Source organism: Mycolicibacterium confluentis (genome assembly GCF_010729895.1).
Classification (GTDB): Bacteria; Actinomycetota; Actinomycetes; order Mycobacteriales; family Mycobacteriaceae; genus Mycobacterium; species Mycobacterium confluentis.
Map to the genome: position 1 here is coordinate 675,836 of NZ_AP022612.1, position 16,288 is coordinate 692,123.

General features: G+C 68.2%; 17 protein-coding genes. 12 read left to right on the top strand and 5 right to left on the bottom strand.

Annotated elements, in window-relative coordinates:
- Positions 1-29 precede the first annotated feature (29 nt).
- Positions 30-1,088, top strand: a complete 1,059-nt coding sequence (locus G6N34_RS03130) for a nucleoside triphosphate pyrophosphohydrolase (RefSeq protein ID WP_085154998.1) — start codon at positions 30-32, stop codon at positions 1,086-1,088.
- Here G6N34_RS03130 and efeB read toward each other — a convergent pair.
- The 3 genes from efeB to efeU are packed head-to-tail and all read right to left on the bottom strand — an operon-like array spanning position 1,061 to position 4,438.
- Entirely contained in the window at positions 1,061-2,368 is a 1,308-nt protein-coding gene (efeB, locus tag G6N34_RS03135) for an iron uptake transporter deferrochelatase/peroxidase subunit (RefSeq protein ID WP_234813056.1), read from the bottom strand. The genes G6N34_RS03130 and efeB overlap by 28 nt on opposite strands.
- Positions 2,349-3,503 (bottom strand): iron uptake system protein EfeO, encoded by a 1,155-nt coding sequence (gene efeO / locus G6N34_RS03140; RefSeq protein ID WP_085154996.1) that lies wholly within the window; start codon positions 3,501-3,503, stop codon positions 2,349-2,351. The genes efeB and efeO overlap by 20 nt, the downstream gene beginning before the upstream one ends.
- Positions 3,504-3,517: 14 nt before the next feature.
- A complete protein-coding gene (gene efeU, locus G6N34_RS03145) occupies positions 3,518-4,438 on the bottom strand; it encodes an iron uptake transporter permease EfeU (protein ID WP_085154994.1) in 921 nt (306 codons plus the stop codon).
- 147 nt (positions 4,439-4,585) lie between these two features.
- Here efeU and G6N34_RS03150 point away from each other — a divergent pair, with 147 nt between their 5' ends.
- The gene (locus tag G6N34_RS03150; RefSeq protein ID WP_085154992.1) at positions 4,586-5,347 is read left to right on the top strand and encodes a lytic transglycosylase domain-containing protein; all 762 of its coding nucleotides are present in this window, start codon (positions 4,586-4,588) and stop codon (positions 5,345-5,347) included.
- A gap of 3 nt (positions 5,348-5,350) precedes the next feature.
- On the opposite strand, the gene G6N34_RS03155 is transcribed toward G6N34_RS03150, so the two are convergent.
- Positions 5,351-6,670 (bottom strand): aminotransferase-like domain-containing protein, encoded by a 1,320-nt coding sequence (locus G6N34_RS03155; RefSeq protein WP_085154990.1) that lies wholly within the window; start codon positions 6,668-6,670, stop codon positions 5,351-5,353.
- 176 nt (positions 6,671-6,846) lie between these two features.
- Here G6N34_RS03155 and G6N34_RS03160 point away from each other — a divergent pair, with 176 nt between their 5' ends.
- The 6 genes from G6N34_RS03160 (at position 6,847) to G6N34_RS03185 (ending at position 11,320) form a co-directional block, all read left to right on the top strand.
- Positions 6,847-7,245 carry a PaaI family thioesterase gene (locus G6N34_RS03160; protein WP_085155403.1) on the top strand — a complete coding sequence of 133 codons (399 nt, stop codon included), beginning with the start codon at positions 6,847-6,849 and terminating at the stop codon, positions 7,243-7,245.
- A 100-nt stretch (positions 7,246-7,345) separates the two neighbouring features.
- Positions 7,346-8,629: a phosphopyruvate hydratase gene (eno, locus tag G6N34_RS03165; protein WP_085154988.1), complete on the top strand. Its 1,284-nt coding sequence runs from the start codon at positions 7,346-7,348 to the stop codon at positions 8,627-8,629.
- Positions 8,630-8,648: 19 nt separating this feature from the next.
- Positions 8,649-9,371, top strand: a complete 723-nt coding sequence (locus G6N34_RS03170) for an FtsB family cell division protein (RefSeq protein WP_085154986.1) — start codon at positions 8,649-8,651, stop codon at positions 9,369-9,371.
- Positions 9,364-9,855, top strand: coding sequence for a DUF501 domain-containing protein (locus tag G6N34_RS03175; protein ID WP_085154984.1), 492 nt, complete (start codon positions 9,364-9,366; stop codon positions 9,853-9,855). The genes G6N34_RS03170 and G6N34_RS03175 overlap by 8 nt, the downstream gene beginning before the upstream one ends.
- Positions 9,852-10,799, top strand: coding sequence for a Ppx/GppA phosphatase family protein (locus tag G6N34_RS03180; RefSeq protein ID WP_085155399.1), 948 nt, complete (start codon positions 9,852-9,854; stop codon positions 10,797-10,799). The genes G6N34_RS03175 and G6N34_RS03180 overlap by 4 nt, the downstream gene beginning before the upstream one ends.
- Complete coding sequence (locus G6N34_RS03185) at positions 10,799-11,320, top strand: YdcF family protein (protein WP_109788636.1); 522 nt, start codon at positions 10,799-10,801, stop codon at positions 11,318-11,320. The genes G6N34_RS03180 and G6N34_RS03185 overlap by 1 nt, the downstream gene beginning before the upstream one ends.
- A 33-nt stretch (positions 11,321-11,353) precedes the next feature.
- Here the strand turns inward: G6N34_RS03185 and G6N34_RS03190 are convergent, their stop codons facing one another.
- On the bottom strand, positions 11,354-12,166 hold the full coding sequence (locus G6N34_RS03190; protein WP_234813055.1) for a DeoR/GlpR family DNA-binding transcription regulator: 813 nt from the start codon (positions 12,164-12,166) through the stop codon (positions 11,354-11,356).
- 99 nt (positions 12,167-12,265) lie between these two features.
- On the opposite strand from G6N34_RS03190, the gene G6N34_RS03195 reads away from it, so the two are divergent.
- Genes G6N34_RS03195 through G6N34_RS03210 form a run of 4 tightly spaced genes read left to right on the top strand, consistent with a single transcriptional unit; the run spans position 12,266 to position 16,273 of the window.
- Positions 12,266-13,828: an FGGY family carbohydrate kinase gene (locus G6N34_RS03195; protein WP_085154982.1), complete on the top strand. Its 1,563-nt coding sequence runs from the start codon at positions 12,266-12,268 to the stop codon at positions 13,826-13,828.
- A complete protein-coding gene (locus G6N34_RS03200) occupies positions 13,825-15,282 on the top strand; it encodes an NAD(P)/FAD-dependent oxidoreductase (RefSeq protein WP_085154980.1) in 1,458 nt (485 codons plus the stop codon). The genes G6N34_RS03195 and G6N34_RS03200 overlap by 4 nt, the downstream gene beginning before the upstream one ends.
- A complete protein-coding gene (locus G6N34_RS03205; RefSeq protein ID WP_085154978.1) occupies positions 15,279-16,064 on the top strand; it encodes an FAD-dependent oxidoreductase in 786 nt (261 codons plus the stop codon). Before G6N34_RS03200 ends, G6N34_RS03205 begins: the two co-directional genes overlap by 4 nt.
- Positions 16,061-16,273 (top strand): hypothetical protein, encoded by a 213-nt coding sequence (locus G6N34_RS03210; protein ID WP_085154976.1) that lies wholly within the window; start codon positions 16,061-16,063, stop codon positions 16,271-16,273. The genes G6N34_RS03205 and G6N34_RS03210 overlap by 4 nt, the downstream gene beginning before the upstream one ends.
- Positions 16,274-16,288 lie beyond the last annotated feature (15 nt).

Below are 16,288 nucleotides of genomic sequence, written 5' to 3' on the forward strand. Positions count from 1 at the left end.
TCGGCAGTTTCCAGAGGGATGATGGGACGGTGACAGTTGTTTTGCTGGACCCTGCGCGACCGACGCTGATCCCGGTCGACGCGGTCGAACTGCTTGTCGGTGAGGTGCAGTACACCGAGGAGATACCGGTCAAGGTGCCGTGGTCGCTGCCCGGCGCACGGCCCGTCGGCACCGGCGAGGACGCCCCGACACTGGTGTCCTCGGATCCCACCCATCCGGCCGTGGCGGCGCGCATCGCCGCGGGGGAGTCGGTGATCGCCGCACCGGAACCTTCACCGGGCGAGCGTCTGCTCGAGGCCGTGGCGATCATGGACAAGCTGCGGACCAACGGCCCGTGGGAGAGCGAGCAGACCCACGACTCGCTGCGCCGCTACCTGCTCGAGGAGACCTACGAGGTCTTCGACGCCGTGCACCGCGGTGACGCCGACGAGTTGCGGGACGAACTCGGGGATGTGCTGCTGCAGGTGCTGTTCCATGCGCGTATCGCCGAAGACGCCCCAGAGAACGCCTTTTCGATCGACGACGTGGCCGACGCTCTGGTGCGCAAGCTCGTGAACCGAGTGCCCGCCGTCTTGGCGGGTGAGGAGATCTCATTGGTCGACCAACTCGCCCAGTGGGAGGAACGCAAGGCGCTCGAGAAGTCGTCACGGGAGTCGGTGCTCGAGGGCATCCCAACGGCCCAGCCCGCTTTGGCGTTGGCGCAGAAGGTGATCAGCCGAGTCCGCCAGGCCGGCCTTCCGGCCGACCTGATCCCGGCGGACCTGACGTCGATCACGGTCTCCGAGGACGTTGATGCCGAGAATGCGCTGCGCTCAGCGGTTCTTCAGTTCATCGACACCGTGCGGACGGCAGAGAAGGCAGTCGGCTTCCAGCGTGGCGACATCGACAGCAATGCACTGGGTGAGGTCAGCGCCGAAGAGTGGCGCGCGGCGTGGCCGGTGCAGTCCACGCCGGCCGACGAGCCGCAGTCCACGCCGGCCGACGAGACTGAGTCCGCGCCGGCCGACGAGACTGAGTCCGCGCCGGCCGACGAGACTGAGTCCGCGCCGGCCGACGAAGATCAGCTGAACAGCGTCGAACCCCAGTAGGCGTCCATGTCGCCCTCGGGAATCCCAGGCGGCACGGCGAAGATCCCCGTACCGGTGTGGGTGATGTACTCGTTGAGCAGGTCACTGCGGGCCAACCGGGACTGCAGCGGAATGAACTGTGTCTCCGGGTTGCGGACGAAGGCGATGAAGAACAGGCCCGCGTCCAGGTGACCGAACCCGTCGGTGCCGTCGGTGAAGTTGTAACCGCGGCGCAGCATTTCGATGCCGTTGTTGTGTTCCGGTGACGCCAGTCGAACGTGTGCAAGCTCGTCGATCAGCGGTTCGTCCTCGTCGTTGACCGCATCCAGGTTCAGCGGTTCGAACTCCTCAGCCAACCCGATCGGCGCGCCGCTGCCCTTGTGCCTGCCGATGACACGCTCCTGCTCGAGCAGAGTGGTGCGGTCCCACGACTCGATCCGCATCCGAATGCGGCGGGCCAACAGATAGGTGCCGCCGGTCATCCAGGCTGGGCCGTCACCGTCGGCCACCCACACCTGCTTGTCCAGCAGGCCGGTGTCCTCGGCCTTGAGGTTGTTGGTTCCGTCCTTGAAGCCGAACAGGTTTCGTGGCGTGGTCTGGTCTCGGGTGGTCGATGACGTGCGGCCGAATCCCAACTGGGAGTAGCGCACCGCGGCCGTCCCGAACGCGACGCGGGCCAGATTGCGGACCGCATGCACGGCGACCTGAGGGTCGTTGGCACACGCCTGGATGCAGATGTCGCCACCCGAGCGCGCCGGGTCCATGGTCTCGTTGGGGAACTTCGGCAGGTCCTTGAGCAACGCGGGACGCTGTGCGGCGATGCCGAACCTGTCCCTGCCGTCCTTGAGGAACAGCGACGGGCCGAACCCGATGGTCAGTGTGAGCTGAGAAGCGGGCAGGCCCAACGCTTCTCCGGTGTCCGACGGCGGGGAGTAGGGGTTGAGCCCGACGGCCCCGTCCTTGAACGTCTCCTCACCGCGCGTCATCCGCTCGGCCATGTGCGTCCATTCGCGCAGCATGTCGACGAGATCCTCGCGACGGTCGCTGGTGACGTCGAACGTGGCGAAGTGCATCCGGTCCTGGGCCTCGGTGATGATGCCCGCCTGCCGCTCGCCGCGGAACGGCACCGGAGACTGCAGCAGCACGTGGCTGCTGTCGGCGGCCGACGCACGGCCGGCGACAACGCCGGCCGTGGCCGTACCCACCAGGGCGGCACCCACTCCGGCCGCGCCGAGAAGCGTTCGCCGCGAGATACCGGACGTGGGCGCTACCTGACCTGTTTCACTGTCCTGCGATGACACCCTGCACCTGACTGACTTCCTTGGACAGGGCGTCGATGGCCCGCGAAAGCTCTTGGCGCTGCGGTTCGGTCACCTTGTCGTACGACACAAAGCCGTCACCGGCGCGCAGCCTCATCAGCAGCGCCTCGACTTCGGCGAATCGTTGGTCGACGCGCTTGCCGAGGTCGGGGTCGCGCTCGTCGAGGATGGGACGCACCGAGGCGACGGCGGTCTGGCTGCCCTGCACGTTGGCGTTGAAGTCCCACAGGTCGGTGTGGCTGAAGATGTCCTCCTCGCCGGTGATCTTGCTGGCGGCGACCTCATCCAGGAGGCCCTGGGCGCCGCCGGCGATCTGGGTGGAGTCGATCTTGAAGTCGGGGGCCTTGACGCCGGCGTCGAGCTCCTTGACGTCGGCCAGCAGCTGGTCGGCGATCGCGTTGGTGTCCGGCTGCAGGCCGCTGACCCACAGGTCCTTCTCCAGCCGGTGGAAGCCGGTCCACTTCTGGCCCTCTTCGAGGTCGGCCTCACGCAGGTCGATGCGCGGGTCCAGGTCGTTGGGGAACGACTCGGCGACGGGCTCGATGCGCTCGTAGTAGGTGCGGGCGATCGGGAACTGTGCCTTGGCGGCCTCGATGTCGCCGCGCTTGATCGCATCGACGAACAGCTGGGTGGCCGGGATCAGCGCGTCGACCTGGCTGTTGATGTAGCGCTTGTAGCTGTCGGCGGCGTCCTTGAATTTGCCCTCGGTGTCGACCTCGACGGCGTCGCCGGTGACCGTGAATTCGCTGCGGATGCCGTCGCCGACCATGCCGGGCTTGCAGGCGAGCTGGTAGGTGCCGGGCTCGGACAGCTGAACGATCAGCTTGCGGTTCAGGCCGGGCGAGATGTTCTCGACCTCACCCATCACCCGCTCGCCCTCGCCGTAGACATAGAACTCGGTGACCTTGTTCCCGTTGTTGGTGACCAGGAAGGTGTTGGCACCCGTCGTGCCCTCGGTCGACGACAGCTCGCATGCGTCGTCGGACGCCGTGACCTTCACCTCGGTGGCCGACTTGGCGCCGTCGGCGCTGTCGGTGGACTCCTTGGCCGTGCAGGCTGCCAGGGAGAGACCGGCCAGGATCGCGGCGGCGGTGGCCGCGGCGGCCTTGGCGGTCATTGGGGAGACAACGTTCACTTGGTTGACCTTTCAGGTTGAGTGCTGGGTTCCGGGTCCGGAGTCGGATCAGGTCTGGCTGCGCTGCTCAGGGGGCGGAGGAACAGTGCGAGCACGACGACGATGTAGGTCAGCCAGCACACCAGCTGAAGCACCGTGGGCGTGGGGTTGATGTTGAAGATGCCCTGAATGGCCTCGCCGTACCAGGAGGACCAGTTGAACCAGGACGTGATGTCGAACGCCTTGCTGGAAAGGCCCGGCAGCCAACCGACGGTCTGCAGGGCGCCGATGCCGTAGGACAGGATGCCCGCGGCGACCACGATCAGGAACGCGCCGGTGTATTTGAAGAACTTCCCGAGATCCAGGCGGACCGCACCCCTGTACATGCCGTAGGCGATCGCCGCGGCGACGAGCACGCCCACGATCAGCCCGAAGAGCGGCCACAGCGTCTCCGCTTCGGCGTAGCCGACCATGAACAGTGCGGTCTCGACGCCTTCGCGGCCCACCGCCAGGAAGGACAGCGTCACCACGGCCAGCGCGCCGGTTTCGAGGGCCTGTGCCATCTCAGACTTCAATTGCCCCGACATGCCCGCCGCGGCCTTCTTCATCCACAGCACCATGGTCGTCACGATCACGACGGCGATCAGGGAGGCGACTCCCGCGATGGCCTCGGCCGCCAGGCCGGTGACGGTGTTCTCGCCGAACTGGATGACCACGAACACGGCAACGGTCATCGCGATTGCTGCGCCGACGCCCAGCCAGACCCATTTGAGTGCGTCGCGGCGATCGGATTTCACCAGGAAAGCCACCAGGATCATGACCACGATCGAGGCTTCCAAGCCTTCGCGAAGGCCGATCAGACCACTGCCGAAGACCTGGGTTGACATGCTCGGACCGGCCATCAGCAGGGTGACCGGAAGATCCCCGAGGGAAGTCATATGGGTCGTCCCTTGAATGTGAAGTTTCACGCCCAGCTTTGGCTTGCCAAAGCTAGGTGTGGCTCACCTTAGCAGTGGGCCCAGAGGCAGGGTACAACTTCGCGCCGCGCCTCCCGAAGGGACGAACTGCTCTGTCGTCGTGGGACGATGGTTGTGATCTACAACGGGGTGAGGGAGGCCGTGTCGGTGCGTTGGCTGCAGACTGCCGCCGTGGTGGGCGCGACGGCCGTGCTGCTGGCGTCGAGCTGTTCCTGGCAGGTCGGCACCCCGATTCCGGAGGGCGTTCCGCCCCCCACTGGCGACCCGGTTCCCGCGGTGGACATCGAGGCCAAGGGCCGTCCCGCAGATCAACTGCACGACTGGGCGGCGGCCCGCGCGCCATCCCTGGAGATGCCGGTGACCGCACTGGAGGCCTACGCCTATGCGGCCCGCGTGGCTGAGGTGGTGAACCCGACGTGCCAGCTTGCGTGGCCCACCCTGGCCGGCATCGGCATGGTGGAGAGCCATCACGGCACCTACCGCGGTTCGACCGTGAAGCCCAACGGCGATGTCCGCCCGCCGATTCGGGGGGTGCGCCTCGACGGCACCGCGGGCAACATGATGATCCCCGACACCGACGGCGGAGAACTCGACGGCGACGGCCACCTGGACCGCGCCATGGGTCCCATGCAGTTCATTCCCGACACTTGGAAGCTCTACGGCGTCGACGCCAACAACGACGGCGAGATCAGCCCCGACAACATCGACGACGCGGCACTGTCCGCCGCGGGGTACCTGTGCTCGCGCGGTAAGGACCTGTCCAAGCCGAAGGGATGGATGGCGGCGCTGCGGGCCTACAACTACTCCGACCAGTACGCCCGCATGGTGCGCGATTGGGCCACGGCCTACGCCACTGGGCACTCGCTCTGAGCGTCACACCAGCTGCCGAATCCGGCGCAGGGCGTCCGCAAGCTCATCCAGCGTCGGGGTGGCCAGCGCCAGTCGCAGCGCGTTCGGGGCGGCGCCGCCGGTGCTGAACGCGTCCGCGGTGGACACCAGCACCCCGACTTCGGCCAGCCGACGGGCGGCGATGTCGGCGCGGCTGTCCTCGGGCAGGGTGAGCCAGCCGCTGTAGGAGCCGGGATGAGCCCGGTAGTCCAGCCCGGCCAGCGTGTCGCGGGCCAGTGTCTGGCGGGCCCGGGCGTCGTCGCGGCGCAGCTTCTCCAGGCGGAGCACGGTGCCGTCGGTCAGCCACCGTCGCATCAGCGCGGCGGTCAGCGGAGCCATTCCCCAACTGCCGGTGCGCAACCGGCGGATCAGCGCGTCACGGTGGTCCGGTGGCGTCACCACGAATCCCACCCGCAGCCCGGTCGCCAGGTTCTTCGACATGCTGCCCACGTACAGCGTCCGCTCCGGCGCCAGCGTCTGCAGCGGTGGCGGTGCCTCTGGTTCCAGGAAGGCGTAGGTGCCGTCCTCGATGATCGCCAGATCGTGCCGGCGGGCCAGGTCGACGACCCGGTGCCGGCTGGATTCGTCCAGCACATAACCGAGCGGGTTGTGCAGCGTCGGGATGAGATAGATCACCCGCACCGGCCGGTGCGCACACCACCAGCGCAGGTGTTCGACGTCCAGCCCGTCAGCAGAGGTGCGCACCGGGGCGAGCTCCAGATGATGCCCGGCCGCGGACATCTTGACCCCCGGATAGGTCAGGGCGTCGGCGGCCACGACGGTGCCCGGCGCGGAGACCGCGCCCAACGCGGCGTCCACACCCTGCTGGGCGCCGGCGGTCAGCGCCACATCCCGGGGTGCGACGTCGATGCCGCGCTCCAGCAGATAGGTGGCGACGGCGGCGCGGTCCCGTTCGCGGCCCTCCGGGGGTGGTTGCAGTAGCAGTGCGCCGAGATCACCCTCGCTCGACAAGTCCCGCAACGCATTTCGCAGCAGGTCGTTCTGTTCGGCGGCCAGCGGCTGATTGAACGACAGATCGGCGACGCGGCTGCCGCGTGGCAGGCGGCGCGGTTCGAGGCCGGAGAACCCGCTCCGGTCGCGGACGAACGTCCCGCGGCCCGGCTCGCCCACCACCAGCCCTGCCGCGGCCAGGTCGCGGTAGACCTTGGTGGCCGTCGCCAGCGCGATTCCGTAGGTGTGGGCCAGCTCGCGATGGGTCGGCAGCCGGGCGCCCGCGGGCAGGGTGCCCTCGCGGATCCGGCGGGCGAGGTCGTCGGCGACGACTGAGGAGCGCTGCGGCCTCATGCGTCCCAATGTATCTATGACAATGTGTTGATTGCATCAGTTTCGGCTTCGTAGGGTCGCCACGCAACGCGATTCGAGGAGGCCTGATGCTCGACACCCGTCACCACCCGGTGCTGGACTTCCTGCGCGACCGGCTCGCCGGGCGCCGACAGCACCCGGGCCGCGACGCCGCCCATATGCGGTACCCGACAGCGATCTCCGAGCTCCTTGGCTTCGAGATCGTCGACGTCGGCCCCGGCACCGCCTCCGTCGCCGTCGAGGTTCGGGCGGCGCGGCACGGCAACCAGCAGGGCACCGTGCACGGTGGATTCCTGGTCGAACTGGCCGACGCGGCGATCGGCACCGCGCATTCCACGCTGATGCTGCCGGGGGAGTCCTTCACCAGCATCGACATCCGTGCGACGTTCCTGCGACCGGTCTGGGACGACACCCTGACCGCACACGCCCGGCCGGTGCACAGCGGTCGCACCATCACCCACTACAGCTGCGAGGTGGTCCGCCGCGACGGCAAAGCGGTGGCCACCGTGACCAGCACGGTGATGACGCTGCGTGGGCAGCGTGCGGCGGGTCGGTGAACCCGGCGCCTCCGGACCCCTCCTCTCTCGGCATCCCGAACAGCCAACATCTAGGCTGAGACTGAAAACCGCTTCAGTCGACGAAACAAGGGAGACGTCAGTGCCCATCATCGAGCAGGTCGCGGCCCGGGAGATCCTCGATTCCCGTGGCAACCCGACGGTCGAGGTCGAGGTCGCGCTGATCGACGGCACGTTCGCGCGCGCCGCGGTGCCCTCCGGGGCGTCGACCGGCGAGCACGAGGCCGTCGAACTCCGTGACGGTGGCGACCGCTACCTCGGCAAGGGCGTGGAGAAGGCCGTCGAGGCCGTGCTCGACGAGATCGCCCCCGCCGTCATCGGCTTGCCCGCCGACGAGCAGCGCGTCATCGACCAGGCCCTGTTGGACCTGGACGGCACTCCCGACAAGTCTCGCCTGGGCGCCAACGCGATCCTCGGTGTCTCGCTGGCCGTCGCCAAGGCCGCCGCCGACAGCGCCGCGCTGCCGCTGTTCCGCTACCTCGGCGGGCCCAACGCCCACATCCTTCCGGTGCCGATGATGAACATCCTCAACGGTGGCGCCCACGCTGACACCGGTGTCGACGTCCAGGAGTTCATGGTCGCCCCGATCGGTGCGCCGTCCTTCAAGGAGTCGCTGCGCTGGGGTGCTGAGGTCTACCACTCGCTGAAGTCGGTGCTCAAGAAGCAGGGCCTGGCCACCGGCTTGGGCGATGAGGGCGGCTTCGCCCCCGACGTCGCGGGTACCCGCGCGGCCCTGGACCTGATCAGCACGGCCATCGAGGCGACGGGCCTCAAGCTGGGCTCGGATGTGACGCTGGCGCTCGACGTCGCGGCCACCGAGTTCTACACCGAGGGCACCGGCTACGCGTTCGAGAAGGAGACCCGCACCGCCGAGCAGATGGCGGAGTTCTACGCCGGGCTCATCGACGCCTACCCGCTGGTGTCGATCGAGGATCCGCTGTCCGAGGACGACTGGGACGGCTGGGTCGCGCTGACCGCCGCGATCGGCGACCGCATCCAGCTCGTCGGCGACGACCTGTTCGTCACCAACCCCGAGCGCCTGGAAGAGGGCATCGTCAAGGGCGCGGCCAACGCGCTGCTGGTCAAGGTGAACCAGATCGGCACGCTCACCGAGACCCTGGACGCCGTCGCGCTGGCCCACAACAGCGGCTACCGCACCATGATGAGCCACCGCTCGGGCGAGACCGAGGACACCACCATCGCCGATCTGGCGGTCGCCGTCGGCAGCGGTCAGATCAAGACCGGTGCGCCGGCCCGCAGCGAGCGCGTCGCCAAGTACAACCAGCTTCTGCGCATCGAAGAGGCCCTCGGCGACGCCGCGCGCTATGCCGGTGACCTGGCCTTTCCTCGGTACGAGGCAAAGTAGGCGGTAGCGTGGGCAACTGATGTCCGACGCGAAGCGGCCCGACCCGAAAAGACGGTCACCGACCTCACGGCCCGGTGCCGCGGGACGGGCGGGAGCATCGGGTCGCGGCACTGCGCGTAAGAAGCCTGCGGCGACGTCGCCGACATCCGCGCGCAGGGAACCCCGCAAAGACCTCCGTAAGGACACGAGTGAGCCCGATGCCAGCACTGAGGCACTCGAGCCGATCCGGCAGTCGATCGCTGGATCGGCCGAGCAGTCCTCCGAGCAGCGCATGGGCTTCACCGCGCGCCGCGCGGCGATCCTCGCGGTGGTGGTCTGCGTGCTGACCCTGACCATTGCCGGGCCCGTGCGGACCTACTTCGCGCAGCGCACCGAGATGCAGCAATTGGCGGCCAGTCGGCAGGCCCTCGAGGCGCAGATCGCGGAGTTGCAGCAGCAGAAGGACAAGCTGGGGGACCCGGCGTACATCGCCGCGCAGGCCCGCGAGAGGTTGGGCTTCGTGATGCCAGGCGACATTCCGTACCAGGTGCAACTGCCGCCTGGTGCGGTGGTGACCGACGGTCCCGGCGAGGCGCCGGAGGCGGTCAGCAACACCGACCCGTGGTACACGTCGCTGTGGAAGACCATCGCCGACGAACCGCACGGCGCGCCACCGCCGCTGATGCCACCGCCGCCTCCCGCGGTCATCCCGGGCGAGGTTCCGCCTCCGCCCCCGGCAGATCCGAGCACCCCCGGTGGTTGATCCAGACGATTTGGCAGCGGTCGAAGCGCAACTCGGGCGCACGCCGCGCGGTGTGCTGGAGATCGCCTACCGCTGTCCCAACGGTGAGCCCGCTGTGGTCAAGACCGCGCCCAAACTTCCTGACGGAACACCGTTTCCGACGCTGTACTACCTGACGCACCCCGCGCTGACGGCGGCTGCGAGCAGGTTGGAGTCCTCGGGGCTGATGAAGGACATGACCGACCGCCTCGAACAGGATGCGGAGTTGGCCGCGGCCTATCGGCGGGCGCATGAGAGCTACCTGGCCGAACGTGATGCCATCGAATCCCTGGGCACGACGTTCACCGGGGGTGGCATGCCCGACCGGGTGAAGTGCCTGCACGTGGTGATAGCGCACTCGTTGGCCAAGGGGCCGGGCGTCAACCCGTTCGGGGATGAGGCGCTGGCGATCCTCGCGCAGGAACCGGGGATGGCAGGGATTCTCGAGAAGGAGCGGTGGGCATGACCCGGTTGGCGGGGATCGACTGTGGCACGAACTCGATCCGACTGCTGATCTCGGACGTGTCCGCCGACGGCAGCATGACCGACGTACACCGCGAGATGCGGATCGTGCGGTTGGGGCAGGGTGTCGACGCGACGGGAAAGTTCGACCCAGAGGCCATCGAGCGGACCCGCGTTGCGCTGGCCGATTACGCGGAGCTGTTGTACGCCAACGACGTCCGGGGCGTGCGCATGGTGGCGACGTCGGCCACCCGCGACGCGGCCAACCGTGACGAATTCTTCGCGATGACGTCTGACGTCCTCGGCGCGGTGCTGCCCGGCGCGATTGCCGAGGTGATCACGGGCGCCGAGGAGGCCGAACTGTCCTTCCTGGGTGCGGTGGGCGAATTAGACGAGGCCGCAGGACCTTTCGTCGTGGTGGACCTCGGTGGCGGCTCCACCGAGGTGGTGTTGGGGTCGCAGGGTGTGCAGGCGTCGTTCTCGGCCGACATCGGCTGCGTGCGGCTCACTGAGCGCTGCCTGCACAGCGACCCGCCGACCCAGGCTGAGGTGACGGCCGCACGTGACGTGGTGCGGGAGCGCCTGTCTGAGGCGTTGGACGCGGTGCCGGTGCAGCACGCCAAGTCCTGGGTGGGCGTCGCGGGCACCTTCACCACAATCGCGGCCTTGGCCCGGCGGATGACGACGTACGACTCCGACGCCATCCATCTGTCGAAGGTCGGCTTCGGCGACCTCCTGCCGGTGTGTGACGAGTTGATCGCCATGACGCGTAAGCAGCGCGCGGCGCTGGGGCCCATGCACGAAGGGCGGGTCGACGTCATCGGCGGCGGTGCGATCGTCGTCGAGGAATTGGCACGTGAGCTGGGAGAACGGGCCGGCATCAACACGCTCACCGTCAGCGAGCACGACATCCTCGACGGAATCGTGCTTTCGATCCTGCCTGGGTGATGCGTCGACTGGTGGCTCTGCTGCTGGCCGCTGTCGTGGTGGTCGGGGTGGCGGGGTACCCGGTCTTCGTCTCCCCGCAGGTGGACGACGTACGGGCGGCCGACGCGATCCTGGTGGTCGGCGGCGACGGACCTGAGGCGCGGGTACGGCACGGCCTGGATCTGGCCCGGCAGGGCTGGGCGCGACACGTCGTGCTGTCCAGCCCGGGTGGTCAGGTCGCGAAGTACTGCTCTCTGGATGATCCGGCGTTCACGGTGGAGTGCTTCGATCCCAAGCCCCGCAGCACGCTCGGTGAAGCCCGCGAACTCGGCCGGCTGGCTAAGGAAAGAGGTTGGCGCACAGTCATTGTGGTCACCTATCCGCCGCACATTTCACGGGCCCGCTTCATCATGGACAAGTGCTTTGATGGCGAGTTGATCATGTCTGCCGCACCGCTGGACCTGTCGGTGCCGTACTGGGCGTGGATGTACGTCTATCAGAGCGCCGGTTACGCCAAGGCGTTCCTGCAGTCCGGTTGTTAGGGCGGCAGCGGTTCACCGCGGGCACTGCCCCGGTTACGGCTGATCGGCCGAATCATTCGCGCCGGCTGGCGGTTTCGCGACTATCACCTCGACCCGTTGGTCACGAAGGCGTTCACGCCACTGCTCGTCACACTCGTTGGTGATCAGAATGTCCACGTCCGACCACCCCAATGTCCCGGCGATCGCCCGCTGCCCGATCTTCGACTTGTCGGCCAGTACGACGACTCGGCGAGCCTGTTTGGCCATCGCCGCCGCGATCTCCGCGTCCTGCAGGCTGTTGGACCGCACTCCGAGATCCAGGTCTGCACCGTCGCAACTGATGAACGTGATGTCCACGCTGAGTTGGGATATGGCCGCGGCGGCCAATGGACCGCTGGTCCCGAACGATGATGCACGAAGTGCGCCGCCGATCACGATCACCTCGAACGACGCGACGCTGGCCAGTCGTTCTCCGATGTTCAGACCGTTTGTGGCGATCCACAGCGAGGGTGCCCGGGCGGCGAGTTCCTCGGCAAGTGCAAGAGTGGTGCTGCCGTCGTTGAGCAGGATCGAGGTGCGGTTCGTGACCAGGGTGGCGGCCGCGAGCGCGATGGCGCCCTTCTCGCGAGCGTTGCGTCGCCGTCGAAGGTCGAAGGCCTCGTCGAGCGTGCTGGACACGGCAACCGGGGATGCCCCGCCGCGCACCCGTTTGAGCAGTCCTTGACGCTCAAGCAGCGTCAGGTCACGACGAATGGTCGGGGGACTGGCGCCCGTGGCACGCTGCATCTCGTCCAACGAGGCGAACTGCTGCCGAGAGAGCAGTTCGAGCAGCAGGGCGTGGCGCTCCTCGGCATGTCTCTCCGGCACGGGTTCACATCCTAATAACGATCACAAGCGATCATGTTGTTGCTTGAATTGATCGATTGTGATTCTATCGTCCGGTCGTCATCCGTTTGGAGGTGGGAAATGACCACGCCGCTGGTCCCGCGCAGGTCCGCGGTCCGCGTGTGGGCGGGTGTCGATCAGGGCACCACGAGCACTCGCACCAACCTGTACGACGACGACGGTCGCTGCGTCGCGACGGCGAGTCGGCCCTCGGTGACCACCCACCCGAACCCGGGCTGGGATGAGCAGGACGGCAATGCCCTGGTGACCGCGATCGAGGAGACGGTGCGCGAAGCCGTCGCCTCGGTTCCCGGTGCCGAACTCGCCGGGATCGGCTTGGCGAACCAGGGCGAGTCGATCATCGCTTTCAACCGGCGCACCGGGGAACCGCTGTCCAAGGCGATCCTCTGGTCTGATCGGCGGGCCGGGACAGTCGTGGACCGCATCGCCGCGACCCCCGCGGCCGCCGGCATCGAGGAGATCACCGGCCTCCGTCTCGACCCCTACTATTCCGCCGCGCGGATCGCATGGATGCTGCTCAATCTGCCGGAGGTGGCCGCCGCGGCCGCGGACGGCACGCTGGCGATCAGCACCCTGGATGCGTTCTACATCCACAGGTTGGCCCACGGCGCCTATGTCACCGACCCGTCGACGGGAAGCCGCACCCAGTTGATGTCGCTGGACGACTTGCAGTTCGACGCGCAGGTCGCGGCGGCGTTCGGCATCGACGTGGAACTGCTGCCGCGCATGGTCGACACCGTGTTCACCGAGCCGCTGCCGACCACACTGGGCGCACCGCTGTACGCGAGTGCGGCCGACCAGTTGGCCGCGCTGGCGGCATTGGGGGCGATCTCGCCGGGCGACACCAAGATGACTTACGGCACGGGCTGTTTCATCGACACCAACGTCGGCCCCGCTCCTCGACGTCCGGGTCACGGGTTGATGTCCACCTATGGCTGGACGGTGCCCGGTGAGCCCAAGGCGTGGGCGATCGAGGGCGGCGTGTTCAGCGCCGCCACCGCCGTCGACTGGCTGGTGCGCCTCGGTCTCGCCGACAGCGCCTCACACGTCGCGGAGCTCGCGGCGTCCAGCGAAGCGGCGACGGACTCGGGTCTGCGCATGCAGCACCCGCTGTTCCTGCCCAGCTTCACCGGCGTGGGTGCGCCGTGGTGGCGTGCCGACGCGGCCGGCGTATTGAACGGCCTGCGGGCTTCCACCGACAGGTTTGACATCGCCTACGCCGTGCTCGACGGCATTGCCCACCGGGTCGCCGATGTGATCGATGCCGTGGATGCCGAACTCGGGGCACCGGCGGCCTTGCGCGCGGACGGCGGCCTGAGCAGAAACCGAGTGCTCATGCAGCGCCAAGCCGACCTGTGCGGGCGCCCAGTCGCCATCGCCGACCACCACGACAACACCGCCGCGGGCGCTGCCGGTCTGGCCGCCATCGGCGCAGGCGAACTGGACTTGGCGGGATTGGCCGCACGGGTGAAGTTCACCCACACCGTCGAACCCACGCTGCCCGAATCGCAGCGTGCCCTGGAGCGGGAGCGCTGGCGTGAATTCGTGGAATCCACCACCAGTTTGGAGCCGTCGGCGTTGATCGATGCCGCTCACCGACGGATCGACGAACGGAAGCAATGAGTTCACGTAGCTACGACATCGCCGTGATCGGTGCAGGTGTCATCGGGGCCGCGATCGCCGCGCAACTGTCGCGGTACGCAGTGCGCGTGGTGTGGTTCGAGGCCGCCCACGACGTCGCGGAAGGTGCCAGCAAGGCGAACTCGGCGATCGCCTGCACCGGGTTCGACATGGCCCCGGGAAGTTTGGAATCCGACCTGATTCTGCAGACCAACCCACAGTGGGAGAACATCTGTCGCGCACTGGACGTGCCGCTCCGGCGGATCGGGGCACTCTCACTGGCCTTCGACGACGGCGACTCGGACTCGCTGCGCAATCTGCTCAACCAGGCACGCGAGGCAGGCATCGAGGCCGAACTGATCGCCGGTGATGCGCTGCGGCGTGAAGCGCGCACCGCCGCCCCCAGCGCGATCGAGGCCCTGCACGTCCCCCGCGAAGGCATCATCGATCCGATCAGGCTTACGGTCGGGCTGGCGAAGCTGGCCGTGCTCAACGGAGTCGAACTTCGCTGCTCGACCCCGGTGACGGGCTTCCGGCACCACCCATCCGGGGCGATCAGCCACGTCGTCACACCCACGGGCGCCACTGCGGTGGGCGCAGTGGTCAACGCCGCTGGTGTGAACGCCGACCTGATCACCGACGCTGCCGTCGCGGAACCGTTCACGATGTGGCCCCGCAAGGGCCAGTTCCTGCTGCTCGACCGCGCGGTGGGTCACCTGGTGCCCAAGATCATGTGCACCGCGCCGACGCCGCACACCCGCGGAATCTACGCGGTGCCGACCACCAACCGGACGGTCCTCGTCGGCCCCACCGCTGTCGACGGTGACGACCGGGGTGACAAGACCACCGACGGTGACACGCTGGACGCGGTATGGGCCCGAGCCGAGCGTCTGCTCCCCGAGGGGGTGGAACGCCGTCACGTCACCAAGACATTCTCAGGGCTGCGTCCCGCCAGCGACCGCACCTACCGCATCGAGGTGTCCGCCAAGGTGCCGAATCTGGTGCACGCGGCAGGCATCCGGTCGACCGGAGTGTCCGCCGCACCCGGGGTGGCCTCGTACGTCGCGGACCTGATCGGTGCGGAGGTCATGGAGTTGCCGGTGAAATCGTCGGTGCGTGAATCCATTCCGGTGATTCCGCGGTTGGCCGAGATCGACACTGACGTGGCCGCGACCGCGTTCACCGCGCGTCCCGGTGCCGCACCGGATGAGCATCCGATCGTGGTGTGTGCGTGTGAGCATGTGACCGCGGCGGAGATTGCGGCGGAATGCCGTGGACCCGTCCCGGCCACGTCGCTCGACGGGGTGCGCAAGCGCACCCGAGCGACGGCAGGCCGCTGCCAGGGGGCCTACTGCTCGGTGGGCGTGAGCTTCATCCTGTCGGCGGCCACCGGTGATCAACCCGGTGAAGTGCGCCACGGCGAACCCGGATCGCACTGGGAGACCCCGGTCCGATGAGCACCCGACCCCACATCGCCATCGCCGGATCCGGACTGGCCGGTCTGCACACCGCGGCGCAGTTGGCCCCGTCGGCCGACGTCACCGTCTACGAACGACTGCCCGTCGCCGGCGGCGAGCATTGGGAGGATCCATCACACGCTCGCCTGATCACCGACGCGCAGCAGCTCGGTGTGCGGTTCGCCCCCGGTACCCAGGTGATCCGCTGGGAGGGCGACCGGCTCCTGGCCGTCGGCACGTTCGGCGGGATCGTCGCCGCGGACGCGTTCGTCGTCGCCACCGGGCACCGGCCCCCGACTCGTGCGGAGCTGCGCATCGACGGGGATCGCTGCGCCGGCGTCGTGCCCGCGACCCTGGCGCTGCATCTGCTGCAGCAGCGCGTCCGGCTCGGGACCGACGTCGTCATCGCCGGCGACGCGCCCTGGGCCAAGGAGTGCATCGAGCTCATGACGGGCGCGTCGGTGCGGTGGCTCGGCGCGCAGGGGCGACCGGCAGCGCGGGTCACCGCCACCCACGGCATGCCGCGGATCACCGGCGTCACCGTGGTCGACGGCCAGGATGTCGAGGAGATCGCCTGTGACTGCCTGATTCTCGCGGGCCCGCCACTGCCGTACCGCAACGTCGACGGCGCGATCCTCGATGACGCCCCCGTGGTCTTCGCGCAGGGGGCCGACGACCATGCCCTGGTCGGGCAGCGTGCAGCACGTGCGGCGCTCGACTTGGCCCAGAACGAATTCCGCACACGCATCGCCGTGGAACCCAGGATTGGACGACCGCTGTGAAAGTCACGTCACCCGTAGGCGAGTTCCCCTTCGAGTTCGAACGCATTCGGTTCAGGGGGACGCGCATCGTCGCCGAGGGCCGGATGGGCACGTGGCCGGCTCGCATCGAGGCGGGGGTGTCGGACATTCCCGCACCGATCCGTGCCACCGGCGCCGCCGCAGCCGGTGTCCTGGCTGTCATCGCCGTTAAGCGGCGCCGTCGCTCCTGAACCCCCGGTGGCCTG

Bases quoted from the DNA above. Each gene is read 5' to 3' on its own strand.
- efeO (WP_085154996.1), bottom strand. From the start codon at position 3,503: ATGACCGCCAAGGCCGCCGCGGCCACCGCCGCCGCGATCCTGGCCGGT.
- efeU (WP_085154994.1), bottom strand. From the start codon at position 4,438: ATGACTTCCCTCGGGGATCTTCCGGTCACCCTGCTGATGGCCGGTCCG.
- G6N34_RS03150 (WP_085154992.1), top strand. From the start codon at position 4,586: ATGGTTGTGATCTACAACGGGGTGAGGGAGGCCGTGTCGGTGCGTTGG.
- G6N34_RS03155 (WP_085154990.1), bottom strand. From the start codon at position 6,670: ATGAGGCCGCAGCGCTCCTCAGTCGTCGCCGACGACCTCGCCCGCCGG.
- G6N34_RS03160 (WP_085155403.1), top strand. From the start codon at position 6,847: ATGCGGTACCCGACAGCGATCTCCGAGCTCCTTGGCTTCGAGATCGTC.
- G6N34_RS03170 (WP_085154986.1), top strand. From the start codon at position 8,649: ATGTCCGACGCGAAGCGGCCCGACCCGAAAAGACGGTCACCGACCTCA.
- G6N34_RS03180 (WP_085155399.1), top strand. From the start codon at position 9,852: ATGACCCGGTTGGCGGGGATCGACTGTGGCACGAACTCGATCCGACTG.
- G6N34_RS03185 (WP_109788636.1), top strand. From the start codon at position 10,799: ATGCGTCGACTGGTGGCTCTGCTGCTGGCCGCTGTCGTGGTGGTCGGG.
- G6N34_RS03195 (WP_085154982.1), top strand. From the start codon at position 12,266: ATGACCACGCCGCTGGTCCCGCGCAGGTCCGCGGTCCGCGTGTGGGCG.
- G6N34_RS03200 (WP_085154980.1), top strand. From the start codon at position 13,825: ATGAGTTCACGTAGCTACGACATCGCCGTGATCGGTGCAGGTGTCATC.
- G6N34_RS03205 (WP_085154978.1), top strand. From the start codon at position 15,279: ATGAGCACCCGACCCCACATCGCCATCGCCGGATCCGGACTGGCCGGT.